25 protein-coding genes and 1 tRNA gene are annotated in these 22,620 nt (G+C 38.5%); 10 read left to right on the top strand and 16 right to left on the bottom strand.

Features of this window, described 5'->3' with window-relative positions; all coding sequences use genetic code 11:
- The 6 genes from L2B55_RS08520 to L2B55_RS08495 form a co-directional block, all read right to left on the bottom strand.
- Positions 1-363: a plasmid mobilization protein gene (locus L2B55_RS08520; RefSeq protein ID WP_237850112.1), complete on the bottom strand. Its 363-nt coding sequence runs from the start codon at positions 361-363 to the stop codon at positions 1-3.
- 167 nt (positions 364-530) lie between these two features.
- Positions 531-818, bottom strand: a complete 288-nt coding sequence (locus L2B55_RS08515; RefSeq protein ID WP_237850111.1) for a hypothetical protein — start codon at positions 816-818, stop codon at positions 531-533.
- Positions 815-1,081: a helix-turn-helix domain-containing protein gene (locus tag L2B55_RS08510; protein WP_237850110.1), complete on the bottom strand. Its 267-nt coding sequence runs from the start codon at positions 1,079-1,081 to the stop codon at positions 815-817. The genes L2B55_RS08515 and L2B55_RS08510 overlap by 4 nt, the downstream gene beginning before the upstream one ends.
- Positions 1,082-1,185: 104 nt before the next feature.
- Positions 1,186-1,947, bottom strand: a complete 762-nt coding sequence (locus tag L2B55_RS08505) for a hypothetical protein (RefSeq protein WP_237850109.1) — start codon at positions 1,945-1,947, stop codon at positions 1,186-1,188.
- 128 nt (positions 1,948-2,075) lie between these two features.
- Positions 2,076-3,755 carry a hypothetical protein gene (locus L2B55_RS08500; RefSeq protein WP_237850108.1) on the bottom strand — a complete coding sequence of 560 codons (1,680 nt, stop codon included), beginning with the start codon at positions 3,753-3,755 and terminating at the stop codon, positions 2,076-2,078.
- The gene (locus L2B55_RS08495) at positions 3,748-4,662 is read right to left on the bottom strand and encodes a HEPN domain-containing protein (protein WP_237850107.1); all 915 of its coding nucleotides are present in this window, start codon (positions 4,660-4,662) and stop codon (positions 3,748-3,750) included. The genes L2B55_RS08500 and L2B55_RS08495 overlap by 8 nt, the downstream gene beginning before the upstream one ends.
- 130 nt (positions 4,663-4,792) lie before the next feature.
- On the opposite strand from L2B55_RS08495, the gene L2B55_RS08490 reads away from it, so the two are divergent.
- Entirely contained in the window at positions 4,793-5,200 is a 408-nt protein-coding gene (locus L2B55_RS08490; protein ID WP_237850106.1) for a helix-turn-helix domain-containing protein, read from the top strand.
- 166 nt (positions 5,201-5,366) lie between these two features.
- On the opposite strand, the gene L2B55_RS08485 is transcribed toward L2B55_RS08490, so the two are convergent.
- The 9 genes from L2B55_RS08485 to L2B55_RS08445 all read right to left on the bottom strand — a co-directional run bounded on the left by L2B55_RS08485 (position 5,367) and on the right by L2B55_RS08445 (position 13,747).
- Positions 5,367-6,674, bottom strand: coding sequence for a TlpA disulfide reductase family protein (locus L2B55_RS08485; protein ID WP_237850105.1), 1,308 nt, complete (start codon positions 6,672-6,674; stop codon positions 5,367-5,369).
- A 143-nt stretch (positions 6,675-6,817) separates the two neighbouring features.
- The gene (locus L2B55_RS08480) at positions 6,818-7,309 is read right to left on the bottom strand and encodes a nucleotidyltransferase (RefSeq protein ID WP_237850104.1); all 492 of its coding nucleotides are present in this window, start codon (positions 7,307-7,309) and stop codon (positions 6,818-6,820) included.
- The gene (locus L2B55_RS08475) at positions 7,306-7,734 is read right to left on the bottom strand and encodes a hypothetical protein (RefSeq protein WP_237850103.1); all 429 of its coding nucleotides are present in this window, start codon (positions 7,732-7,734) and stop codon (positions 7,306-7,308) included. The genes L2B55_RS08480 and L2B55_RS08475 overlap by 4 nt, the downstream gene beginning before the upstream one ends.
- 38 nt (positions 7,735-7,772) lie before the next feature.
- Positions 7,773-8,996, bottom strand: a complete 1,224-nt coding sequence (locus tag L2B55_RS08470; RefSeq protein ID WP_237850102.1) for a site-specific integrase — start codon at positions 8,994-8,996, stop codon at positions 7,773-7,775.
- 284 nt (positions 8,997-9,280) lie between these two features.
- Positions 9,281-10,687 carry a group II intron reverse transcriptase/maturase gene (ltrA, locus tag L2B55_RS08465; RefSeq protein ID WP_237848891.1) on the bottom strand — a complete coding sequence of 469 codons (1,407 nt, stop codon included), beginning with the start codon at positions 10,685-10,687 and terminating at the stop codon, positions 9,281-9,283.
- Positions 10,688-11,160: 473 nt separating this feature from the next.
- A tRNA-Ser gene (locus L2B55_RS08460) sits at positions 11,161-11,245 on the bottom strand.
- 129 nt (positions 11,246-11,374) lie between these two features.
- Entirely contained in the window at positions 11,375-12,328 is a 954-nt protein-coding gene (locus tag L2B55_RS08455; RefSeq protein WP_237850101.1) for an aldo/keto reductase, read from the bottom strand.
- Positions 12,329-12,361: 33 nt separating this feature from the next.
- Entirely contained in the window at positions 12,362-12,904 is a 543-nt protein-coding gene (locus L2B55_RS08450) for an NADPH-dependent FMN reductase (protein WP_237850100.1), read from the bottom strand.
- Between the two features lie 72 nt (positions 12,905-12,976).
- Positions 12,977-13,747, bottom strand: coding sequence for a cyclase family protein (locus L2B55_RS08445; RefSeq protein ID WP_237850099.1), 771 nt, complete (start codon positions 13,745-13,747; stop codon positions 12,977-12,979).
- 194 nt (positions 13,748-13,941) lie between these two features.
- Here L2B55_RS08445 and L2B55_RS08440 point away from each other — a divergent pair, with 194 nt between their 5' ends.
- The 9 genes from L2B55_RS08440 to L2B55_RS08400 all read left to right on the top strand — a co-directional run bounded on the left by L2B55_RS08440 (position 13,942) and on the right by L2B55_RS08400 (position 22,010).
- Positions 13,942-14,394: a MarR family winged helix-turn-helix transcriptional regulator gene (locus tag L2B55_RS08440; protein WP_237850098.1), complete on the top strand. Its 453-nt coding sequence runs from the start codon at positions 13,942-13,944 to the stop codon at positions 14,392-14,394.
- Between the two features lie 71 nt (positions 14,395-14,465).
- Entirely contained in the window at positions 14,466-15,005 is a 540-nt protein-coding gene (locus L2B55_RS08435; RefSeq protein WP_237850097.1) for a YceI family protein, read from the top strand.
- 36 nt (positions 15,006-15,041) lie between these two features.
- Entirely contained in the window at positions 15,042-15,911 is an 870-nt protein-coding gene (locus L2B55_RS08430; protein ID WP_237850096.1) for a pirin family protein, read from the top strand.
- Positions 15,912-16,063: 152 nt separating this feature from the next.
- Positions 16,064-16,822 carry a sulfite exporter TauE/SafE family protein gene (locus L2B55_RS08425; protein ID WP_237850095.1) on the top strand — a complete coding sequence of 253 codons (759 nt, stop codon included), beginning with the start codon at positions 16,064-16,066 and terminating at the stop codon, positions 16,820-16,822.
- 181 nt (positions 16,823-17,003) lie between these two features.
- Positions 17,004-18,089: a tRNA 2-thiouridine(34) synthase MnmA gene (gene mnmA / locus L2B55_RS08420; RefSeq protein ID WP_237850094.1), complete on the top strand. Its 1,086-nt coding sequence runs from the start codon at positions 17,004-17,006 to the stop codon at positions 18,087-18,089.
- Positions 18,090-18,157: 68 nt separating this feature from the next.
- The gene (gene trxB / locus L2B55_RS08415; RefSeq protein ID WP_237850093.1) at positions 18,158-19,132 is read left to right on the top strand and encodes a thioredoxin-disulfide reductase; all 975 of its coding nucleotides are present in this window, start codon (positions 18,158-18,160) and stop codon (positions 19,130-19,132) included.
- A 141-nt stretch (positions 19,133-19,273) separates the two neighbouring features.
- Positions 19,274-20,689 carry a dicarboxylate/amino acid:cation symporter gene (locus L2B55_RS08410; RefSeq protein WP_237850092.1) on the top strand — a complete coding sequence of 472 codons (1,416 nt, stop codon included), beginning with the start codon at positions 19,274-19,276 and terminating at the stop codon, positions 20,687-20,689.
- A 32-nt stretch (positions 20,690-20,721) separates the two neighbouring features.
- Positions 20,722-21,210, top strand: coding sequence for a hypothetical protein (locus tag L2B55_RS08405; RefSeq protein ID WP_237850091.1), 489 nt, complete (start codon positions 20,722-20,724; stop codon positions 21,208-21,210).
- Positions 21,211-21,437: 227 nt separating this feature from the next.
- On the top strand, positions 21,438-22,010 hold the full coding sequence (locus L2B55_RS08400; protein WP_237850090.1) for an RNA polymerase sigma factor: 573 nt from the start codon (positions 21,438-21,440) through the stop codon (positions 22,008-22,010).
- 149 nt (positions 22,011-22,159) lie between these two features.
- Here L2B55_RS08400 and L2B55_RS08395 read toward each other — a convergent pair whose 3' ends face one another.
- Positions 22,160-22,546: a helix-turn-helix domain-containing protein gene (locus tag L2B55_RS08395; RefSeq protein WP_237850089.1), complete on the bottom strand. Its 387-nt coding sequence runs from the start codon at positions 22,544-22,546 to the stop codon at positions 22,160-22,162.
- Positions 22,547-22,620 lie beyond the last annotated feature (74 nt).

The raw sequence follows: 22,620 nt of genomic DNA, 5'->3' as shown, positions 1-22,620 counted from the left end.
CTAGGAGCGATTTAGCAGGTTCTCTATTTTGTCAAGCATCTGTTTTAAGTCCTTTTCGATGAGCGCAAGCCCGTACACATGACTTTGACGGGTCAGCTGGTTCAAATTATTGGCCATGCCTGCCAGGATGCGAAACCAATTAGCCTCCTGCACAGAAATTCTAGCCACAACCTCCGCCTGTTTGGCTGCCTTACGGAACCATTCACTTATTTTCAGCCCGGCCTTTTTCGCCTTGTTTTCAATCAGGAGCCGCTCGGTAGGTGTCAGCCGCACCATAATTACCTCACTCCGCTTGATTCCTTTTTTCGGCCTGCCCGGTAATCGCCTTTTAGTTTCATTTTGCTGACTGTTTTTGAAGCCCATCTTTCCTTTTCTCTAATATCATCCAACCCCAGTGACCATCGGGAGCAAGCTTCGGGGTCATCCCCCGAAGTGTTTTTGTATAGCAAAAACATTAACTTGCTCCTTAAAGGCACATTTAATACTCTCCGCTTACTTCAACTTTTTTCATCCTGCACTTTTAGGAATTCTTAAGCCTGTAAAAGACTTATCCGGCTGGCCTTTTTAGGATGATAAGAAGGCTGGTAATCAATAAAGCCGAGTGCGATCAATTCCTTTAAACATTTGTGATAGGTAGCAATGGATTTAATGGAAGACAGTTGCATCAGCTTCCTTCGGGATACCCTGAAGGAAGCATCATACTGCTGCTGTTTCCAAACTTCCAGTAAAGCAGCATATAGGCTGATATGAAATGTCCCCAGTTTGTTATACCTGGGTAACTGCTTTAGAAAATAACTTAACTGCGCTCCTGTTTTCATAACTCCTTCCCTCCTTCTAATAGGTTTAACAGTTCACCATAAGGGTAGTAATGAATGCTGCCCACTTTGCGAAACGGTAACACCCCTTTAATCCGCAGATGCTGAAGAGTGCCGTACGAAATCTTTAGTAGCTTTCGAACCTCCGCGCTTCTGAGCCATTTTCGTTCAGGTTGGTCTTCGGGCCTGAGCAGTTGTTTTAATTCCGTAAACAATTCCGATTTGAACCGGTCGAGGTCCTCTCTGGTCACTAATTCCACACGCATAATCCCTCCTTGTTTTGTTTGATAAAGACAAAATTGAAGGCTGAATGAAGGATTTAAATGACCATTGAAGCCGTTTGGTCATGTTCAGGCGCTAAACAGGCTTGCTAGTTGCATTTAAGCGGGATGATCTGAAAGTGTTTGTCCTTCTGAGGAACCTCGGAGCCTTTGATCAGCTTCACACTTTTTTGAGCCGGGAAATAATTACGGGCGGTATTGATGGGAATTTCCTTTTCGCCATGCAAGAAATACCTGCTGAGCAGCTTGTACCAGGGGCTTTGAGTTTGGGATTTTAAGAGCGATTTGTTGTTGGGAAGTGTCAGTTCCTGCAGCTGTTGCAAGAGGTCAATGAAGGTAGGCAGTTTGTCTTCGGCAATGCTGATCTTCTCAGCGCTTTCATGCTGGCGGAGCTGCTGGATCTCGGATTCAAGCTGCTTGATCCGCTCCTTCGACGCAGTCAGTTGCCGTTCCCATTCCGCAAGTAGGGAAGAAAAATTAAGTGTTTTATTCCATTCATCAATACTAATGAGGTGTTGCTTAAAACAGGTCAGTTTTTCAATATGATGAATATGTTGTGTATGTTTTGAAGAGAAAGGGTCTGAGTTTCTATAATAACTGATGCGGTTCACCACTATGCTCCAAACATGTTCGAAGAATAGATGTTTAGCATCCGAATGAGGGTGTTTTTCCAGGAAATATGCCAGGTGAAATTGATAATAATCCCCGTAGTGCTCTTCTTTAAGCTGATAGATTTTCAGCAGGAAATGATTGTCTTCATAACCCTTAGAAAGGCCGATGGGACTACCGATTTGGTAGGGATGAAAAGAAAAAGAGAATGGTTTGCGATGAGCGAAATAAGTTGTTTTCATATGGCAGCATCTTAAAAGAAAATTCAAGATAGAAATATGCATGCCAAAAATGAGAAGGCCGGAAGACCATTTTCCACCTTATCTCTCTGTAAGCAACCCTGAGAGGGTAAGGTGGAAAATGGGTCTGGTTAACGTGGAAACACCTGCATTCCAGTGACTGCCACGTTGTGTTTTGAAAGCATTTCTTTCAATTGATCTACCCATTTTATATTCTTTTCAATAAACGTAAATGGCAACATAAGATACGATTCACATTGCTGCCCGGGAAAATCAGGATGCAGGGAAAGTACCAGTTTTTTATATGCCTCTTCAATCTCACGGTCGCGTTGAACGACAAAAAGCCGTTCATCCTCCAACTTGAGATAACAAGTTCCTGATTGCAAAACATTGCATTCTGTACCATCCTCGTAACGCATGCAGGGTTCCAGTACCAACATATTATCCTTCTGTGAAATGTTCAGCACCGGCTGTTGGCAAAGTGAACGATGATTTAATAGGCTTGAATCCGGATCTTGCCCGGTCCCGATAACAGTCAATGGATACTGATGACTTAAATGCACCAAAAACGTCTGGAAGAACTCTTTAAGATGTGATTTTAGTACGGAGAGCTTATTACCTGACTGATGAAATAAATCCAGCAGTTCATCATCCATTAAAGAGGTTAATAAGTAGATGTTGTTATCCCTGTCCATTAAAAAGAAAGGAATGCGATTATTGCTGAACTGGACCTGTTTACCCCTTACTTTTAAAACCAACCGAAGCAGATAGTAATCACCTTTATCCTGCAAGTAAAAATGCAGTTGCGGTGTATCCAGTGAAAAACGACATGCATGCATTTCCTGTTTGCGTGGTTTCCCCTTGATGTTGCGCATGCCATAAGAGTATTGCTGAAAGGTAAATTGCTGCTGAACAAGTAGCGGAAAAACAGCCTTCCAATAATTAAATAAGGTTTGTTTTCGGGTAATAAACGCTGCTTTCGACTCCTTTATTTCTTCTCCACTGGCATTGCAGGGGTTAAGCAAGGCAATCTTTTGCATTTTGTCGGCATAGGCATTTAAAACCAGTTCTTCATTCGAAAAATGTAAAACAGGCTCCCGAGCAGGGTCATTCAGGTAGGACTCAAAGCTTATAACCGACGCACCGTTCTTTGTCGCCTTTCCACAAAAGGGCACCAGAAAGGGAAAGTGCTGCCAGTGATAAGAATGAAGGCTGGTATGGGCCAGTACGTAACCAATGACGATTTCACCAGATAGTTGGGATTGAACTGTTAAGGGAGAAACAAGTGGCTCACAATAAGTTTCTAGATCACAGGATAACAAGGGTACTCCCGGACGGAAAAACGTTCCATATTGCGGCTTAGCCTGAATTGAAAAAGAGGAATGTTCCACCGAAATCTGCAGGAATTTGTTCTTATCCTTAAAGAAATCCGGCCAATAATATCCTTGAAAACTCTTATAGCCACCTAAGAAGACAAACCTATACAAGCCAAAGTACGCATGGCGACTTAAGCTTGAGCCATCACCTATCTTGCTGCACCAAACCATCAAAGCCGATGGAGTCACTTTTAAACAAAGGAGCTCTTCCGTATCACCACGAATACTGACCAGCAGCTTTAATATGCCACTGGTATAGGCTAGCTCCTGGGTCGAGAACGAAACATAGCGGCGATTATCCTGCCGAAACTGAGAGTGTTTGTTTAATACTTCCAGTGTCAACGTAAAATCATCGTTTTCAAAAGGAAGAATGTAAGGCTCGGCGAGTTCAGTTAAATCGAAATCCCAAGCGGCGTGTTTGTTGCGTTTAGCCATGATGCACCTCCGTTTCCACAGGATCAGTTGCAAGTATATTCCTTCCTACTCGGGCTTTTACAGCAGCTTCAAAAACGACAAGCTGATGCATGCAAAGGTTTTCGATTGCGAGAATACACTCCTTCACTTTTTCGCAGATCAAGGTAACATCACCAGCACTTACTGTAAAGTTGTCTTTATAACGGGCACCGGAGTAACTGTTGTTCAAAAGTGTAAATAGGCGCTGTTCTTCTTTGGTGTTTCGTGGAAATAGCGTATCGGTTTGAGATAAGAAACAACCACACAAATCCAGCATCCGACCCAAATGATGCATGTCTGTCCGGTAAGCAATGTAAACCTGAATTAGGGTGGCCAGTGATTGTTCCAGGACTTGATGCAGTATGAACACGGCCACGGAATAATGACCTGTAGCCAATGTTTCCTGTGCTGCATTTAAAAAGCCTTTAGCCAGTGGGAAACGGCGTTCGAATTGCCTGCGGGCCTTTTCAAGCGTTTGTACAATATCAACTTCTGAAATAGCATAAGTCTGAATAAATCCATCCTTAGAATAGAGTATACAACCTTGCGACAAAACCGTAGTGAAGAACCTACTACCTTTTAAAATAGCCTCTTCAACGGTTTTCTTCCCATGGGAAAGAATGGTGACCTTGCCATCAGCAAAGCGAAAGTTGACAAAGTCTTGTACATTGAATTCAATTCGCTTGCTTTCTGCAGTAATCATTAATAGAAAGTAGTGATAGGATGTGCTTTCGGCTGGTTCAAAAAAGCAGCTTGAAGAATGATTGCTATGCTGAATCCTGCCAAAGCAAATGATTTGCTCTGGCTGATACTTTTCAACCAGGTCTTTAATGAGTTTCTGTAAGGCCTCCTCCTGACCAGTACAAAACGAAGTAAGTTTGTTTTCCATAACACAAAAGATTCAAGGGTGATATGATCAAAGTTCCTGAGGGAGAATGCTGTAGCGAACCACAGGCAGTTGTATTTTACAACCGATTGGTTGTTTCGTACTTTAGTCAAAAGTTGATATATTTGAAAGTATGGAAACATCAACACCTACATATAAATCCCACATTGGCCGTAAGATCAGCCGAATTCGTGAATTACGTGGTATGAAGCAGGATACACTAGCGTTCGAATTGGGAGTTAGTCAGCAAAGTATTTCGAAAATCGAGCAAAGTGAAATCGTTGAAGATACTGTATTGGAGAAAGTGGCTAAAGTATTAGGCGTTTCTCCTGAAGCCATAAAAGGATTTAATGAAGATGCTATATTTAATATTATTGGTAACAATTATCATGATCATTCAGCTTCCTTAAACTTTCAGTGCACATTTAATCCAATAGACAAGCTAATGGAGGTAATTGATGAAAACCGAAAGCTTTATGAACGACTACTTGAAAGTGAAAGAGAGAAAGTAGAATTATTAAAGAGGATAGTTGAAAAATAAATAATAATAATATTATAACCGTACATATGAGAGAGTTGGCAGATTTACTGCACGAAAAGAATTGTTACCATGTGGGAAAAACAATTATGGGAAGGCAAAATGATGGGGTGTGCCTTGGGTATTTTGGCTTACCATGTGTATTCAATTTTATGCCAAGAAAATCGGTTTAACCTAACAGCTTGGCTAAGGTTTGTTTTACTTCCTCGGCTGTGGGATCAATGGCTATAATTTTGCCTTCTTTGTCAATGAGGAATATGCCTCCACCACTATGGTCTTTCCCGTATTTTTGCCAGATCTTATTTTTTTTGTCCAGTTCTACCAAGTTTAGCCAAGGCCATTTTTCTTTTTCCAGGAAACGAACTACTGTATTTAAGGTTTTATATTCTCCAGCAACACCAACTATGGTGAAACCTTTGTCTTTATATTCAGCATAAATAGGAAGCATCCTTTTGCTGTTTGCAATACACGGCCCGCACCAGGTAGCCCATAAATCTAATAAAGCAACTTTTCCTTCAATTTTTTCAGATAGTTTCACCAGGTTTCCGCTTAAATCAGGAGCAGAAAAATCGACGTATCTTTTCCCGATTTTTATATTTTCCATTGCGCTTATAAGATTTATAGCAAGTTCATTGTAAGGATGATTGGGATTGGCTTTAGAAAGTATTTTATTAAATCTTTTAGCTAAATCGATGTCAATGTCTCGTTTCCAGTCGAGTTCATTTAAAAAGAGCCCATAAGAGACGATAGTAGGATTTTGTGCAATGTATTTATGTAAATATTCTTTTTGTTCGGCAAAAATTTTAAGAGTTTTTTCCTCTATAATTTTTGCTTTCGGGGATTTGTCCAATCCTTGTTTTATTAAATCGTCCATTTTTTTAAATAGATCTTTTTTTTCATCCTGTGATGATGCTTCTTGTAATTTTAAATCAATGGCTTTCATTTCATCACTACTGTATTGACCTTTTGCAATCATTTCATCCTGACTCTCATAAAGTGGCTTCAACCTTTCATTGAATTTAAGGTCCAGGCCGTTTTTATATTTTTTGTATTCCTCATTCAGTTTGCCGCCTTGAACCCTATTTTTATCAAATTCCTCTTCTGAATGTATTACCAAGTTTATATCCTCATTTTCTAAGAATAAAAACATATATTTTCCGCCCTCATTTTTAGCTTTACCAAGTAATAATCGTACTGCCTCAGGATGTAAAAGCTTAGTTTCAAAATGAAACTTTCCATTTTCAACAGGAATTTCTATTACGTCATCATGACGTGGATCCTGGTTTATTTTTTCCAATAAAATTGATTGGGTATTTGAGTTGAAAACAGTTCCGGTAATTCGGCAACTTTTTTCTTTTTTTGATTGACTCGAGATCTTTCCTTTTGATTTAGTTTGTGCATAAGCCGTTTGTACCAAACCAAAGGTTTCAATAATTAATAGAGCAATTAAAAAGATTTTAGATAGTTGTTGTCGCATGGTTTAAATAGTTAAAAGGCCGAATATAAAACTTTATGAATAGTTATTAATAGTTTAGTATAAGTTGCCGGCGACGAATGAGGAATGCCTATTTTCTTTATAATGCAAGATTTAGGTAGTAGTTTTCTGACGTTTTATTAATCTTATTTCTTTGGTCGTAGCCTTTTTTTCTTTACTACTTTTTCATCCATTTTATTTTTAATCTCTTTAATATCGGTCAAATCCTGGCTTCGGCCGGAAGATTGCTTGTTCGTAATAAAATCTTGCAAGCCTATGTAGTTAATCGTCAGATTATCGGCTTTTAACTGCTGCACGTTTTTTATTGCCTGGTTAAATTCAAGACCATCAATGTTATTGAGAATATCAATACGTAGCGGCGGGTAACCAATCTGGGTAATATAACCCGGTTTTAAAAAATCTTCTTTTTCAAAACCTAAAGCCGACAAGCCAAATTCATTTAATACCTTAAGCAGCTTCTCAGCGTTAACTTCAGAAATATTAATCCAAATATCCAAATCACCCGTATGACGTGGCTTGCCATGAAAAGCAAGTGCATACCCACCTACCACCATGTATTCAACAGCATACTTGTTGAGCAGTTGTATAAAATCCTCAAAATCCCTTGCTAATATCATGGCTTCATTAGTTGTTTGTTAATGATGGCTTTATTCATGCTTTCACCTTTTTTAAGCGATTGCGAAATAATAAACGTCACGGCTTCAATTCTTTTTTCAGTTGGTTGGGAAAGCCAATAGTCCAAATCCTTGGTGCTTTCCTTTGCCTGGCTCATTGCCACTCTGTTTACAACCGGCATAATCTGACGGGTAACCATAACTTCTTCTTTCATTTTAGGTTGACTAATAATCGGCTTTCGTTCAATGCGAACAGTATCATTTTCGTAGGCAGTTTTAGCCTTACTGAGATAATTATTCAGCGTATTGTAATTATATTCCGGATAACTCAGGCAGAAATTTTTAAGATTGGAAAAAACTTCCCATTGGCATTTCGCTTTGTTTTTCCAGTGCACAACTACCACGCGTTTAACGATTTGATTAGTCATATTAGCTATTAATATAACAAATATAGTTAAAATAATGGTCATTTGATAGCCACTTTAAGCTTCAGCTTAAGTCGCTTCATGTCCTCACTTACCTTAATATCCAAGATCTTAGCATAATGCTGGGTGGTTTTAATATTAATATGCCCCAGCATCTTACTTACACTTTCAATCGGAACCCCATTGGATAAGGTAACAGTAGTGGCAAAAGTATGCCTGGCAATATGATAGGTGAGCTGCTTTTTGATGCCGCATAAATCAGCAATTTCTTTTAAATAAGCATTCATTTTTTGATTGCTTAAAACGGGTAGTAGCAAGTCTTTGTATTCACATTCAATGTTATCCTGGTAACGATTTAGAATGGCAATAGCAGAAGGTAGCAAGGGAATACGTGATGTAGTATCGGTTTTCTTACGAGAGGTGTAAATCCACAATTCATCATCAATTCCTTTCTGGATTTCTGAGCGTTTGAGTTTCTTTACGTCAGCGTAGGCGAGTCCGGTAAAGCAGCTGAACAGGAAGATATCGCGAACAATACTTAATCGTTCAATGGAGAATTCTTTGTTAGTAATGCTTTGAATTTCTTCAGCGGTTAAATATTCACGTACCACTTCTTTTATTTTAGCTTTATAGTTTATAAACGGGTTCTTGTCCAACCAGCCGTTGGCCAGGCAAATACGGATGATCTTGCCAAAGTTCTTGATATACTTCACGGCTGTATTATTACTGCATTTACGAATGCTGCGTAAGTAAAATTCATATTCAGTAATAAAGTGATGATCAATCTTTCGAATATCAATATCTCTTAGGTTAAACTTCCAGTTTAAAAAGTCGGTGGTGTGCTTAAGAGAGGTCTTGTAGCGTTCCAATGTTCCCGCAGAATATTCCTGGCCCAGCAGGGCCTCCATTCTTTGGTTGTGCTCTTCAAAAATGGGAATCAAGGTCCGTGCTGTTTCATCCGATCCAAGTAATTTGTTTTTTAAGCTGACGGTTGTTACTGTCGAACCTTTTTTAAGCAAAGCATGATAGGCTTCATAAGCCTGCTGTTCTAAGGTTTTAAGATAAGCGTTCAGGGATTTGACTTCTTCTGAATTACCATTTACTTTTTGAGCCATGCGATTCCATTTTTTGGGTTCGATGTATCGTTTGGAGGCAATTTCAGTTTGCTTGCCGTCAATGGTGATGCGCAAGTAAATGGGAACTGTGCCGTTTGCAAGGAGTTTGTTTCTCTTTACGTAAAAGAGCAGGTTAAATGTTTTGTTCATAAGCCGGTAACCTTAAAAGTTAATTAAATTAAGCTTCAATCGGGCTTTAATCAAGATGTATGGCTGATGTACAGCTGATATTAAAGCCTTGTAAGGATTTTTCAGTGACCTGTTTGGAAATTTTTAAACAGGTCACTGAATAGGTCACTTACAGAATAAGAATTAATGAACTTTTTGAGACAGGTACCAAATCGAGTAGGAGGAAAAATAAAATAGGTTTTCCTCCTATTTCATTTTCCGACCTCTCACACCACCGTACGTACCGTTCGGTATACGGCGGTTTCTTAATTTACACAACGCAATTTTTGATAGTAGTCAGTAAAGAACAGGTAACCCGACTGCTTAAGGCGTTCATTGGTGATACTTCTGCTAAGGATTGGACTATTAGCTGTATGCCAGTAGCTTTTCCTTGTGTTGCCGTATTCCTTTGCCTTGTTTTTCGGGATATCCAGTTTTATCAGATTCCTAATTCGGGTTTTGATACTTTTCCATTGTTTCCATATCAATGACCTGATTCTTCTTCGATACCATTCATCTATGCGTTCCAACAATCCTTTCATGTCTGCCAGCTGAAAATAGTTAAGCCAGCCTGTGATGTACTGTCTTATTGCTTCCTTTCGGCGTTCATTGCCCCATCCGTTGCTCCGTGAGGTCAGTTCTCGGATTTTCTCTTTCATCTTTTCAACACTTTTCTTATGGGCGCGCATTTTGCAACCATTTTTGTTGAAGTAAAATCCATACCCCAAGAACTTAACGTCCTTGATGTGTGCAACCTTGGTTTTCTCCCTATTGACTTTCAGATAAAGCTTTTGTTCAATGTAGGTTGTAATGCCGACAAGCACCCTCTGGGCGGCTCGGCGGCTTTTACAGAATACCATACAATCATCAGCGTATCTGACAAAACGATGTCCTCTTTCCGTTAGCTCCTTGTCCAATTCGTTAAGCATTACATTACTCAATAATGGACTTAAATTCCCTCCCTGCGGAACCCCCATCGATGTCGCTTGAAAAACTCCATGCGTCATTACCCCTGCCTTTAGGTATTTATGTATCAATGACACCACCCTGCCATCAGGGATGGTTCGGGATAAAATCTCTATCAGCTTGCTTTGGTTAACAGTATCGAAGAATTTTTCCAAATCCATATCCACAACGTAACGATAACCCTCATTTGCGTTGACCTGGCATTGTTTTATTGCCTGATGAGCACTGCGTTTTGGACGAAAACCGTAACTGTTGGACGAGAACTGTCGTTCGTAAATAGGTGTTAATTGTTGGGTGATTGCCTGCTGAATGACCCTATCCACTACCGTGGGGATGCCTAAGGCTCGCTTTTTGCCGTTCTCTTTGGGTATTTCAACCCGGCGAACAGCTTGAGGCTTGTACCTCCCATTTTGTAGTGAATGAAGCAATACTTCTCGGTGGGAGTGTAAGTAGGGTAAAAGCAATTCTACGCTCATCCCGTCAACCCCACCTGTTCCATCATTACGCTTAACTTGTTTGTAGGCCGCATTAAGGTTCGACGGCGAGAGTATGTACTCCAGAAGTTGGGCTTGTTGCCCTTGCGTTGTGTTGGTGTTTCCTTTTTCAGTCATCCATAGATATGTCTGCCCTCCAGAGCTTGATTCGGTTGCCGACCTAGTTCCGCTCTGCCAGGTGTCTTGCTCCGTTTTCTGCTTTCTACCATTCATACAGTAACTTTCAGTTGATGCTCACCTCTTAAGATTCGACCCTTCCCCTGCTAGCTCGTAGCAGCGTACTTTGGTCTCTGCTGACTTCTGACAGCAATTGTTAGCCGTGTTTCATACTGCTTGTTTCCGCACGTCTGTCAGACCTCCCGTGGTAAACCTATACACTTTCTCCCCATGTAACCGCCTTATTTACACTCCAGTATCCGGGTAGTTATTGGACTTCGATTTGTGTTGCAATCTCATCCTGCTGGATATGCCTGATAGGGTTCGTGTGCCTCGGTTCAGGGATTTGCCTCAAGCTTCCTTCAGATTCCGCTTCGCAACGGACACCCTTGCTCTTGGCTAATGGTTGGTAACTACCGACCCCCATAGAGGACTTGCACCTCCTAGTTTATAGATATGCACGGCACACAACAAAAACGCTGTAAATCATTCAATTTACAGCGTTTGTTACTTTTTGATTAAGTAGGGAGCGGAAAGTGAGGGATTCGAACCCCCGGACCTGTTACAGTCAACGGTTTTCAAGACCGCCGCATTCGACCACTCTGCCAACTTTCCGGAGGCAAAAGTACAAATTCAGGTCATACTGGCAAATCTTTTTTAGTGTTTAGTGACCCATAAAGACATACTCTGTTCACATTCAGTTAAATAATTTTTTACTTTTTATTAAAACAAGGGTAATTTCTATCAAAATACACTTGCTTTATCCAACTTCAGCATCGAATTTTCATCAAGTTTTATCCTTAAGGCCCCTAAAAGTTCAGTTAACTGATGGCTTTTTGTTGCACTTGCGATAGGAGCAGCTATACTTTTCTTAGCCAGTAACCAGGCTAACGAAATTTGAGCAGGCGTTGCCTTATAGTTTTCAGCCAATTCATCTAGGGCTTTTAAAATTGAAAAGCCTCGTTTATTAAGATAGTTTTTCACTCCTGCACCACGGGCACTTTGTCCCAGGTCGACCTCCGACCGGTATTTGCCCGTTAAAAAACCGCTGGCAAGCGAATAATAGGGAATAACTCCCAGCTTTTCTTTTAAAGCCAATTGTTCCAACTGTTCTTCATATTCCGCACGATCGTATAAGTTGTAAAATGGCTGCAAACTTTCGTAGCGTGGTAATCCATTGGTTTTACTGGCTGATAAAGCGGCTTGCAACCTGCTGGCACTAAAATTCGAAGCGCCGATGTAACGTACTTTTCCTTCTTTTATCAATTGAGCATAAGCTTCAAGAGGTTCTTCTACCGGTGTGCTTAAATCGTCATAATGTGATTGATATAAATCAATATAATCAGTTTGCAATCGCTTTAAGGAACCTTCTACTGCCTTTAAAATATAGTCTTTTTTCAGGGTTTTCTGTGGAGAACGGACCATTGTTGAACCCACTTTGGTTGCTATAATTAGTTTATCGCGATTGCCTCGTGCTTTTTGCCAATTACCAATTATCCGTTCAGATTCACCCCCTTCATTTCCAGGCACCCAATTTGAGTAAACATCAGCCGTGTCAATAAAAGTAAATCCGTTGGCATAAAATTCATCCAACAATTGAAAAGAAGTTGCTTGATCAACGGTCCAGCCAAAAACATTTCCTCCAAACACCAATGGTAAAAATTCAAGAGCTGTATTTCCTATTTTTCTTTTTTCCATGCAAAATTTAATTGGATATCTAATAAAGCACCTCTACCCTATCTTATCACACAACCACAAAAATTCATCAATAAACTTTTCAATACGCTCACCATACCCAGCATCAATCAACGCATTCTCTACATCAAATAATGTTTGCACTTTAGGAGTGATTAAAAAAGACGGAGAAACTATTCCATTTAGACGTAATCCGTAATGTTGTAGATCACGGGCCGCATTTATACCGCCTAGCATACCAGCCGAAACGGTTACAATTCCAAAGGGTTTACGAAAATACTCTTCATAAAAGAAATCCATCGTGTTTTTCAAGGCACCAGAAAAACTGCTATTGTGCTCTGGAGAAACCACCACCACAGCTTGTGACTGAGCTAAATATTGCTGAAACTCTTTCATTTTATCTGTTGGAGATGGATGTGTACGAAATGTATAATCAAGCAATGGCAATTGATACTCCTTTACATCCAATAAAATGGTATTGATACTTGACCGTTTATCAAGTCTTCTTTGAACCTCTAAAGCAACCTTATGCGATTGACGTTCGGGACGTGCGCTGCCCGATATTACTGCAACTTGCATATACTCTATAATTAACAGTACTTAAGTTAACGTTTCTCTTGGAAGTTTAACATGCCCAGCCTTTTGAAAAAATTATTGTTCATCCAATATGGCAACAACCCTTGCAGGTGCAGCAGAAGCTCCCTTTATTTTCAAAGGAAAAACAGCCACTTTAAAACCTGAAGCTGGTAACGCATTCAAGTTTACAAGCTGCTCAATATGGCAGTACTCCTTTTCCTGTCCAACTAAATGTGCTTGCCAGAAAAATTCAGGATTGCCACTTTCCTTCGTTTTTTTTGCCATATATTTTAACGGAAGATCGAACCCCCATTGATCGATACCAATTACTTTTACACCCTGGTCAACCAACCATTCTGTTGCTTCCCTACTCATACCGGTTCCGGTTGTAATATATTCAGGGGTTCCACTCAGTTTGTCTCTACCAGTTTTAATGAGCACAATAGTTTGGGGATTAATCTTTGCCCCACTTTTTTGTAAATCCATTTGAATGTCATCAACTGTAATCACAGAAAAGTCGACTTTATGGCACATATCAATAACAATACCATTTCCATAACACCATTCAAGTGGAACTTCATCAATAGTTTTAGCGCGCTTTCCATTAGAGGTCGGACTATAATGCCAAGGAGCATCTATGTGCGTTGAGGCATGTACTCCCATGCTGAGTATTTTGTCGTCAGCCCAACCGGAAAAGTTTTTGGGAAATAATTTTTGAGGCAAACCCAGAAAAAAACGGATTAGCAATTTACTTCGATTGTGTGGGTAGTTTTTTACTTTAATCCGCATAAACCACGGATCCTTCTTGCTGTACTGAATTGTTTTGGATAGATCGATAATTTTCATTTGTAATCGGCAAATATTTTAAGCACGTAAAAATAAAAAAGACTTTTACTGAATAATAATGAACCTTAATTCTGACAAACATTGAAGTATTTTACAACTCTTTAAAAAAGCAATCCCTTTAAATATTAAAGCTTTAAAAACATTTTTTTAAAAATATATGTTGCAACAACAATTGTTTTTACTATATTTGTATTGTGAAAATTGAAAAAGAAATACTTCAGGAAGATTTTGGCAACAGTCATCAGAAAGCGGTAATCAATTTAATGTTTACCCACAACTGGGTACGTGATAAGCTGAGTGGTATTTTTAAAACATATGATATTTTACCTCAGCACTATAATGTACTAAGAATATTAAAGGGTAAACACCCTCAACCAGTTTCACCTGGACAAATTAAAGATGTGATGATAGACAAAGGCAACGACGTAACTCGCCTTTTGGATAAACTAGTGACCAAAGGTTTTGTTAAACGATGTCTTTGTGAAGAAAACCGTAGAAAAATGGATATTACTATTACCGAAGCAGGTTTAAAGCTTCTTGATGAATTAAGTCCGTTTTTCGACGAATTTTATCAAGCAATGAAAGGACGTTTAAATGAAAATGATGCTGAATTATTAAGTGATTTATTAGACAAATTGCGGGATTAATTTTTTTGACCAAATATTTGTTACAACAAAATTAGTTAAAACAAAATATTTAAAATTTAAATTATAAAACTATGGCAAATACAAAATGGGGAATTGACCCTTCGCACAGCGAAATTCAATTTAAAATTAAACACATGATGGTTAGCAATGTAACTGGTAACTTTAACCAATTTGATGTTAATGTTGAAACTGATAATGATAATTTTGAAAATGCAAAGATCAGTTTCAATGCTGATATAGACTCTATTTCAACGGGAAATGAACAGAGAGATTCACACCTTAAATCTGCAGATTTTTTTGATGCAGAAAGTTTCCCTAAAATCACTTTCGAATCATCAGAATTTAATAAGGTTGATGACAGCGAATTTGAGTTGAAAGGTAATTTAACCATAAAAGATATTACCAAGCCTATTAAGCTTAATGTTGAATTTGGTGGATCAGGCCTTGACCCATGGGGAAACAAAAAAGCAGGCTTTAGCATTGCAGGAAAAATTAACAGAAAAGATTTTGGACTAAACTGGAATTCAGCTTTGGAAACCGGTGGAGTTTTGGTAAGCGATGAAGTGAAATTGCTTGCTGAAGTTCAATTGGCAGAAGTTGTAATTGCTTAATAAATGCTAAATTAATTTAAGAAAGGAGTTGTTGTAATGGCAACTAAATCAATAAAACAGGTATTAACAGGAGCATCTCCACACATGGTAGGCGACGGTTTCCGAGTGTCAAACTATGTACCAGGCCCATACGGCATCACACGTGAAACCAATCCATTCATAATGCTGGACTATAACATGCCCCACTATTTTGAGCCTTCAGCATACCGAAGAGGTGTTGGAGAACATCCTCACCGTGGTTTTGAAACGGTAAGTATTGCATACGAAGGACAAATTGAGCACCGTGACTCTTCCGGTGGTGGGGGAGTTATCAGTGCAGGCGATGTGCAATGGATGACAGCGGCTGCAGGTCTGATGCATGATGAATTTCAATCACAAGAATTTGCAGAAACAGGAGGTTTGCAGCACTTCATTCAGGTTTGGGTTAATTTACCGGCCAAGGATAAAATGAGCCCACCTAAATACCAGGCTATTACTAATGATAGCATTAGCACGGTTAAGATTGATGACAAAGGCAGTGTGAACCGCATTATTGCCGGAAATTTTAAAGGGGTAAATGGAGCTGCAAGTACTTTTACTCCAATTGAAATGTATGACATCAGAATGGTAACTGGAGCGGAAGTAAGCTTTGATCTTCCTGCTTTGTTTAACACTATGATACTGATTACAAAAGGAAGTTTCATCATAAACAACGAACAACAAGCCAAGCATAAAGACTTTGTGTTGTTTAATCATGATGGAGAAACCATTACATTAAAAGCTGAAGAAGACAGCTATGCAATGGTTTTTAGTGGTGAACCTATTAATGAACCCATTGTTAGTTATGGCCCTTTTGTTATGAATACACAGGAAGAAATCATTCAAGCTATAAATGATTTTAACTCAGGAAAATTTGGTTCAATTTAAGTGATAATTTTTTTTGCTGTTTTCCATTAAAAAGGGAAACAGCAATTCTTTTATCCACTATCCCTCCTATTTTACAAGCGTAATAAATTTATTAACAATGAGTATGGGTGAAAAAATCTCTGCAAATTTGTCGCCCAACTATTCGACTTCAAATGGAAATAATTTTATTGTGTTGTTTTGCTTTTCTTGCTGGATTTGTCGACTCTATTGTGGGCGGAGGCGGCCTGATTCAAATGCCTGCACTATTATTCACATTGCCCCAAACGGCATTGCCGGTACTTTTCGGTACAGGTAAAATACCAGCTATTACCGGTACTACAGCAGCCGCTTGGCAATACAGTAAAAAAGTTAATTTTAACTTCAAAATATTAGCAACTGTTGCCGCTTGTGCACTTGTTGCAGCTTATTTAGGAGCCCAAACAATCAATTTGCTTGACAGCTCCCTTTTGAAACCTCTTATTCTGATCATCCTTGTACTTATTGCCGTATATACCTTCTTTAAAAAAGATTTAGGCAGCACGCAGGCCCGAGAAATCCCTGAAAGCAAAATGCTGATCATGGGGAGCTTGATTGGATTGATAATCGGTTTTTATGACGGTTTTTTTGGCCCAGGAACAGGAAGCTTTTTCATTTTGGCATTTATCATGTTTTTAGGATTTGATTTCCTAAACGCCTCTGCTTATGCTAAAATCATTAACTGTGTTACCAACCTTTCAGCATTAACGGCATTCATCTTTAACAAACAAGTGTTGTATCACATAGCCTTGCCAATGGCGGTATGCAATCTTGCTGGCGGTATAATTGGCAGCAAATTGGCCTTAACTAAAGGCAATGAGTTTATACGCAAATTCTTCTTAATTGTAATTTGCTTGTTAATTGCCCGTTATGCTTATGATGTGTTTTTCAAATAAACACAAATTGGTATCATTTTGAGGAGTTAACAGGCTTTCATGGAAAAAAAGCACATAATCAGCCGGTTACTATTATCAAAAATGGTTTATTCAACCAAATCCAACTAGCATTTTACCTTGTAATGACGCAGAAATCACTTCATTACAAAACCAAATGTCTATCTTTGCGGTTTGAAAAATTATGAGTAAGCACGGAAGAATTTTAGTGGCAATGAGTGGAGGTATCGACAGTTCGGTAGCTTCAATTATGTTGCATGAGCAAGGCTATGAAGTAATTGGCCTTACCATGAAAACCTGGGATTATGCATCTTCGGGTAGTTCTTCTAAGGAAACCGGTTGCTGCAGTCTTGACTCAATAAACGATGCACGTTCTTTAGCCGTTCAATACGGCTTTCCTCATTATATTTTAGACATTCGCGAGGAGTTCGGCAATTTTGTTATCGATAATTTTGTTGAAGAATACCTTGCCGGACGTACACCTAACCCATGTGTATTATGCAACACCCACATCAAATGGGAAGCATTAATGAAACGTGCGGATAAACTGGATTGTGAATTTATTGCGACCGGTCATTATGCCCAAATTCGCCAGGAGAACGATCGTTATGTGGTTTCAAAAGGCTTGGATAACAACAAAGACCAATCTTACGTACTCTGGGGTGTATCTCAATATAATTTAAGTAGAACAATGTTACCATTAGGCGGTTTCAGAAAAACTGAAATCCGGCAAATGGCCATGGAAATGGGACAAATTGACCTGGCTAACAAAAGTGAGAGCTATGAAATTTGCTTTGTACCCGATAATGATTATCGTTCGTTCTTAAAGCATCGCGTACCTGATCTGGAAGAACGCGTTGACGGAGGTGACTTTGTATTAACTGACGGGCGAAAAGTTGGTAAGCATAAAGGCTATCCTTTTTATACCATTGGACAACGTAAAGGCTTGGGCATTGCTTTGGGAGAACCAGTATTTGTAACCCGAATTATCCCTGAAACCAATACTGTTGTTTTGGGCAGAGAGGAAGATCTACAAAAATCACAAGCATTTGTTCGTAATTATAACCTTGTAAAGTATGATTCGATTACCAATCCTATCGAAGCTGTTACAAAAATTAGATATAAAGATGCCGGCACAATGAGTACTATTGTGCAGGATGGAGATCTGATGAAGGTTGAATTTGACCACTCAGTTTCAGCAATTGCTCCCGGACAATCAGCTGTATTTTATGAAGGTGATGATTTAATAGGTGGAGGATTTCTGTGTTAATTAAAAATTTCCTTTCAATATAACCATTTAACCAAGTTTTTAACCTAAACTTAGAACACTGCAAAAGTATGTCAAGCGAATTAGAACACATTCATTGCCTGATCATCGGATCAGGACCCGCAGGTTACACTGCGGCTATTTATGCTGCGCGCGCTGATTTGAAACCAGTTATGTACACAGGTTTGCAACCAGGCGGACAGCTTACAACTACAACTGAAGTTGAAAACTTCCCTGGTTATCCTGAAGGTACTCAAGGACCAGAAATGATGGAAGATTTCAAAAAACAGGCTGAACGCTTTGGAGCTGAAGTACGTTTTGGTATTGTTACGGCTGTTGATTTCTCTTCACTTCCTCACAGGGTAACTTTAGATGATGGAAAAGTAATAACAGCTGACTCAGTAATTATTTCAACCGGAGCTTCTGCTAAATGGTTGGGATTACCTTCTGAAGAAAAATATAACGGTTTTGGAGTTTCTGCTTGCGCTGTTTGCGACGGATTCTTTTTCCGTAAGCAAGATGTTGCCATTGTTGGTGCAGGAGATACAGCAGCTGAAGAAGCTACTTACCTGTCAAAACTTTGCAATAAAGTTTATATGATTATTCGTAAAGGTGAAATGCGTGCTTCTAAAGCTATGCAGCACCGTGTAATGAACACTCCTAATATTGAGGTATTGTTCAACCAAGAAACCAAAGAAATTTTAGGTGACGGCCAAAATGTAACCGGAGCATTATTAATTAATAATGAAACTGGTAAAGAGACGACTATTGACGTTACAGGTTTCTTTGTAGCCATAGGTCACAAACCAAATACCGACGTGTTTAAAGACTGGTTGGATATGGATGAAAATGGTTACATCATTACTAAATCAGGTAGCACAAAAACCAATATTGAAGGAGTATTTGCTGCAGGTGACGTACAAGACCATATTTACCGTCAAGCGGTAACTGCAGCCGGTTCAGGTTGTATGGCAGCACTTGATGCTGAACGCTATTTGGCGGCTAAAGAGCATAGCTCTATTTATGCAGAAGACTTAACTAACTAAGTTATAAAAGCAATAATCTAACGCCGGTACCATGTACTGGCGTTTTTTTTGTGTATTAAACTATTAATTAAGCAATATAAGAAGCTTACAAGCCCATAGTTTTTTATAGATTTGCGGATTATCAAAAAACAAATCATTTCTATGTTGGAGAAAAAAAACAGGTTAACCCTATACATCTTTATCGCCTTAATATTGGGTGTAATTTTAGGGTACATTCTTAACGTTTCCTATATCAACACCTATAATGATGGAATATCCGCAGCTACCCAAAAAATAGCGGTTGCCGAAAAAAAATTACCTACACTAGATAGTGCTTCTACTGCATACAAACAGCTAACAACTGAAATTTCGGAAGCTCAAAAAAGCAAATCAGAAAACGATAAGTTGCGCGAAAAAAAACTGGAGCTTTTCACCGTATTGAGTGATATTTTCCTTCGCTTAATTAAAATGATTGTTGCGCCATTGGTACTAACTACCTTGGTTGTTGGAGTGGCTAAACTTGGGGATATAAAATCGGTAGGACGTATTGGAGGTAAAACTTTACTTTGGTTTTTAAGCGCCAGTCTACTTTCATTACTGTTGGGAATGATTTTGGTAAACATCTTCCGTCCGGGAGAAGCTATGAATTTGCCTTTACCAGATACCCATGCAAGTACCGGAATTCAAAAAGCAGCCCTAAGTTTCAAAGATTTCATTGCACACATATTCCCTAAAAGTGTTATTGAAGCAATGGCAAGCAATGAAATTTTACAAATAGTTGTTTTTGCATTGTTCTTTGGTGTAGCGACAGCTGCAATTGGCGAACAAGGTAAAATTGTAATTAAATTATTTGATGCGGTAGCACACGTTATATTAAAAGTTACCGGCTATGTTATGAAATTTGCCCCTTTTGCTGTTTTTGGTGCAATGACCGCCATAATAGCAAAGCAAGGTTTGGGTATTCTTTCAACCTATGCCCTATTCATTATAGAGTTCTATGGAGGCTTACTTTTCCTTTGGTTACTGCTTACGTTAATCGGCTCAACCATTTTAAAGAAACGAGCTTTTGACTTAATTGGAAGAATAAAAGAACCTATCCTGCTTGCCTTCAGCACATCAAGTAGCGAAGCTGCTTACCCTAAAACCATGGAGCAATTAGAGCGCTTTGGTTGCAAAAACAAAATCGTAAGTTTCGTATTACCACTGGGGTATTCCTTCAATCTTGATGGTTCAATGATGTACATGACCTTTGCATCATTATTCATCGCTCAGTCATATGACATTCACCTTTCTATAGGACAACAAGTAACCATGTTATTAGTCCTGATGCTAACTAGTAAGGGTATTGCTGGGGTTCCCAGAGCTTCATTAGTTGTAATTGCAGGTACTTTGGCAACATTCAATATACCTGAGGCAGGTTTAGCATTGTTATTAGGTATAGATCCTTTGTTGGACATGGGCCGTTCAGCTACTAATGTTGTTGGAAACAGTATTGCTACCGCTGTAGTAAGCAAATGGGAAGGTGAGTTAGGCGAACCAATTGATGATTCTGTGGAAATTGAACGCGTTGCAATTTAATTTTTAATAGATTTTAAAGTAAAAAAGTTTAGATGAACGAAAAGGCAAAAAAAATCTACCTGCTAACCATGATTATAGGTTCTTTTTTAATCTACATGGGTTATTATTATTACACTGCATATTTTAAAAAGATGCATTATAAAATGGTAGAGTTTGACCATTTAGAAGTGAAGTTTACAAAAGGTAATGAAGTTGGTTATGAATACAATTCAAAAACTCAGGAGTTGAGGTACAGAAATAACCAGGATTCGTTAATTATTGAAAAAGTAACGCTGACTCCAGAGGCTATAAAAGAGATCCACCAAAAAATGTGGGATTTAATGTATTTTGATATGCCTGATCAAATGATTGGAGGATCACAAGCAACAACCCCACGCTTTTTCATAAACATGTGTTACACACAAAAATGTAAAAGCATAACATGGGATGAACAAGCAGCGGAAAAACCTCAATACATGGAACGGGTACGCGAACTGAAGAATTTCATTGAATCCAAAATTGAAGAAAGCGAAAAAAAATAATCAAATTCTACAAAAATCTTATTTGAAAGCCGGTTAACATATTAACCGGTTTTCTATTTTTATAACCATTAGCAAACAAAAACCGCTCATATTTTATTAACACAAACAAATCAATATCTACATACAAAAGGTCAATATATTACCGATCAAGCTTTATCATTTCAGCTAAATTGGAATAATCAATTTGCTTCAATTTAATTAACAGTATGATTTAACCCCAATTAATCATGTTTTATTGCAACGAAGAATATAATTGGCTATGGAGTGAAATAAGGCTTGGTAATGAACGAGCTTTATACAGATTGTATGAGGTTTCCTATGATAATTTGTTCCGTTTTGGTTTAAGAATTAGCCGAGACCGTGAAATCGTAAAAGATCAAATCAATGGGGTTTTTATCGATCTTTGGACTAAAAGGGAGCGATTAGATTCAATTCGTCAAATACAGCATTATATTTTAATTTGCTACAAACGTCGACTTACAAAAGCAATCTGTAAACAAAAAGAACTGAATTATGATGTATTCCCTATAGAACCTGAAATCGCTTCATATGAACAATTATTGATTGATCAGGAAATTGACTCTGAACGCAAAACAAGAATACATGCCGCTATTAACAATCTCACTACCAGACAAAAAGAACTCATAAAGCTCCGTTTCTTTGAGCAATTGAGTTATGAGGAAATAGCTGGCAGAACCTCCATTTCAATCCGTACCATTTACAACACTATTCATGCAGCAATAAACCTATTGCGCCAGAATGTACTATTCCCGATTATTTGTTACTGGTTCCTATTCTAAATCATTACTTCCTTTTTGTAGGGCATTATGTTTATTCGGAGCAGCTCTGGGACTGGTGGGCTTTCTCCTGGTGTAAATAATATGATTCGGTATTTTTTTGTCGCGGGATATATCCAAAAAAGCTATCCATTCGGATAGCTTTTTTAATTTTAAACAAATTCTAAATGTTGATTTTCTAACTCAATTGTTATTTTAACTTTTGCATCTAAAGCATCTAGCACTTTAGTGAGTATTCCTATTGTAGTATTATTGTATCCTTTTTCAAGTTTACTTATTTGAGCTTTTTTCACACCAATCTTTTCTCCTAATTGTTCTTGAGAAAGATGTCGAATCTTTCTCGCTTCTTTAATAGCTTCTTGTAATAATTCTAATTTGAATTCAATTTCAAAAGTTTTTCGTTCTTCTGATCCTTCCTTCCCAACTGTTTTTTCAATGAAATAGTCGATGCTTTTTCCCTTTTTTCGATTGCGGGGAAGTGACACAATCGCACCGTAGTCAGATCCTTGATCTTGTACAGTCGATTTTGTTTTAATCATCTTTTAAATAAATATTTATAACGTAAGTTTTAATTGCTTGAAGAATAACTTCAAGCCTAATTCATTTAGGCTTG

The organism is Solitalea lacus, assembly GCF_022014595.1.
Taxonomy (GTDB): Bacteria; Bacteroidota; Bacteroidia; order Sphingobacteriales; family Sphingobacteriaceae; genus Solitalea; species Solitalea lacus.
This window is presented reverse-complemented; position numbering and strand designations above follow the sequence as displayed.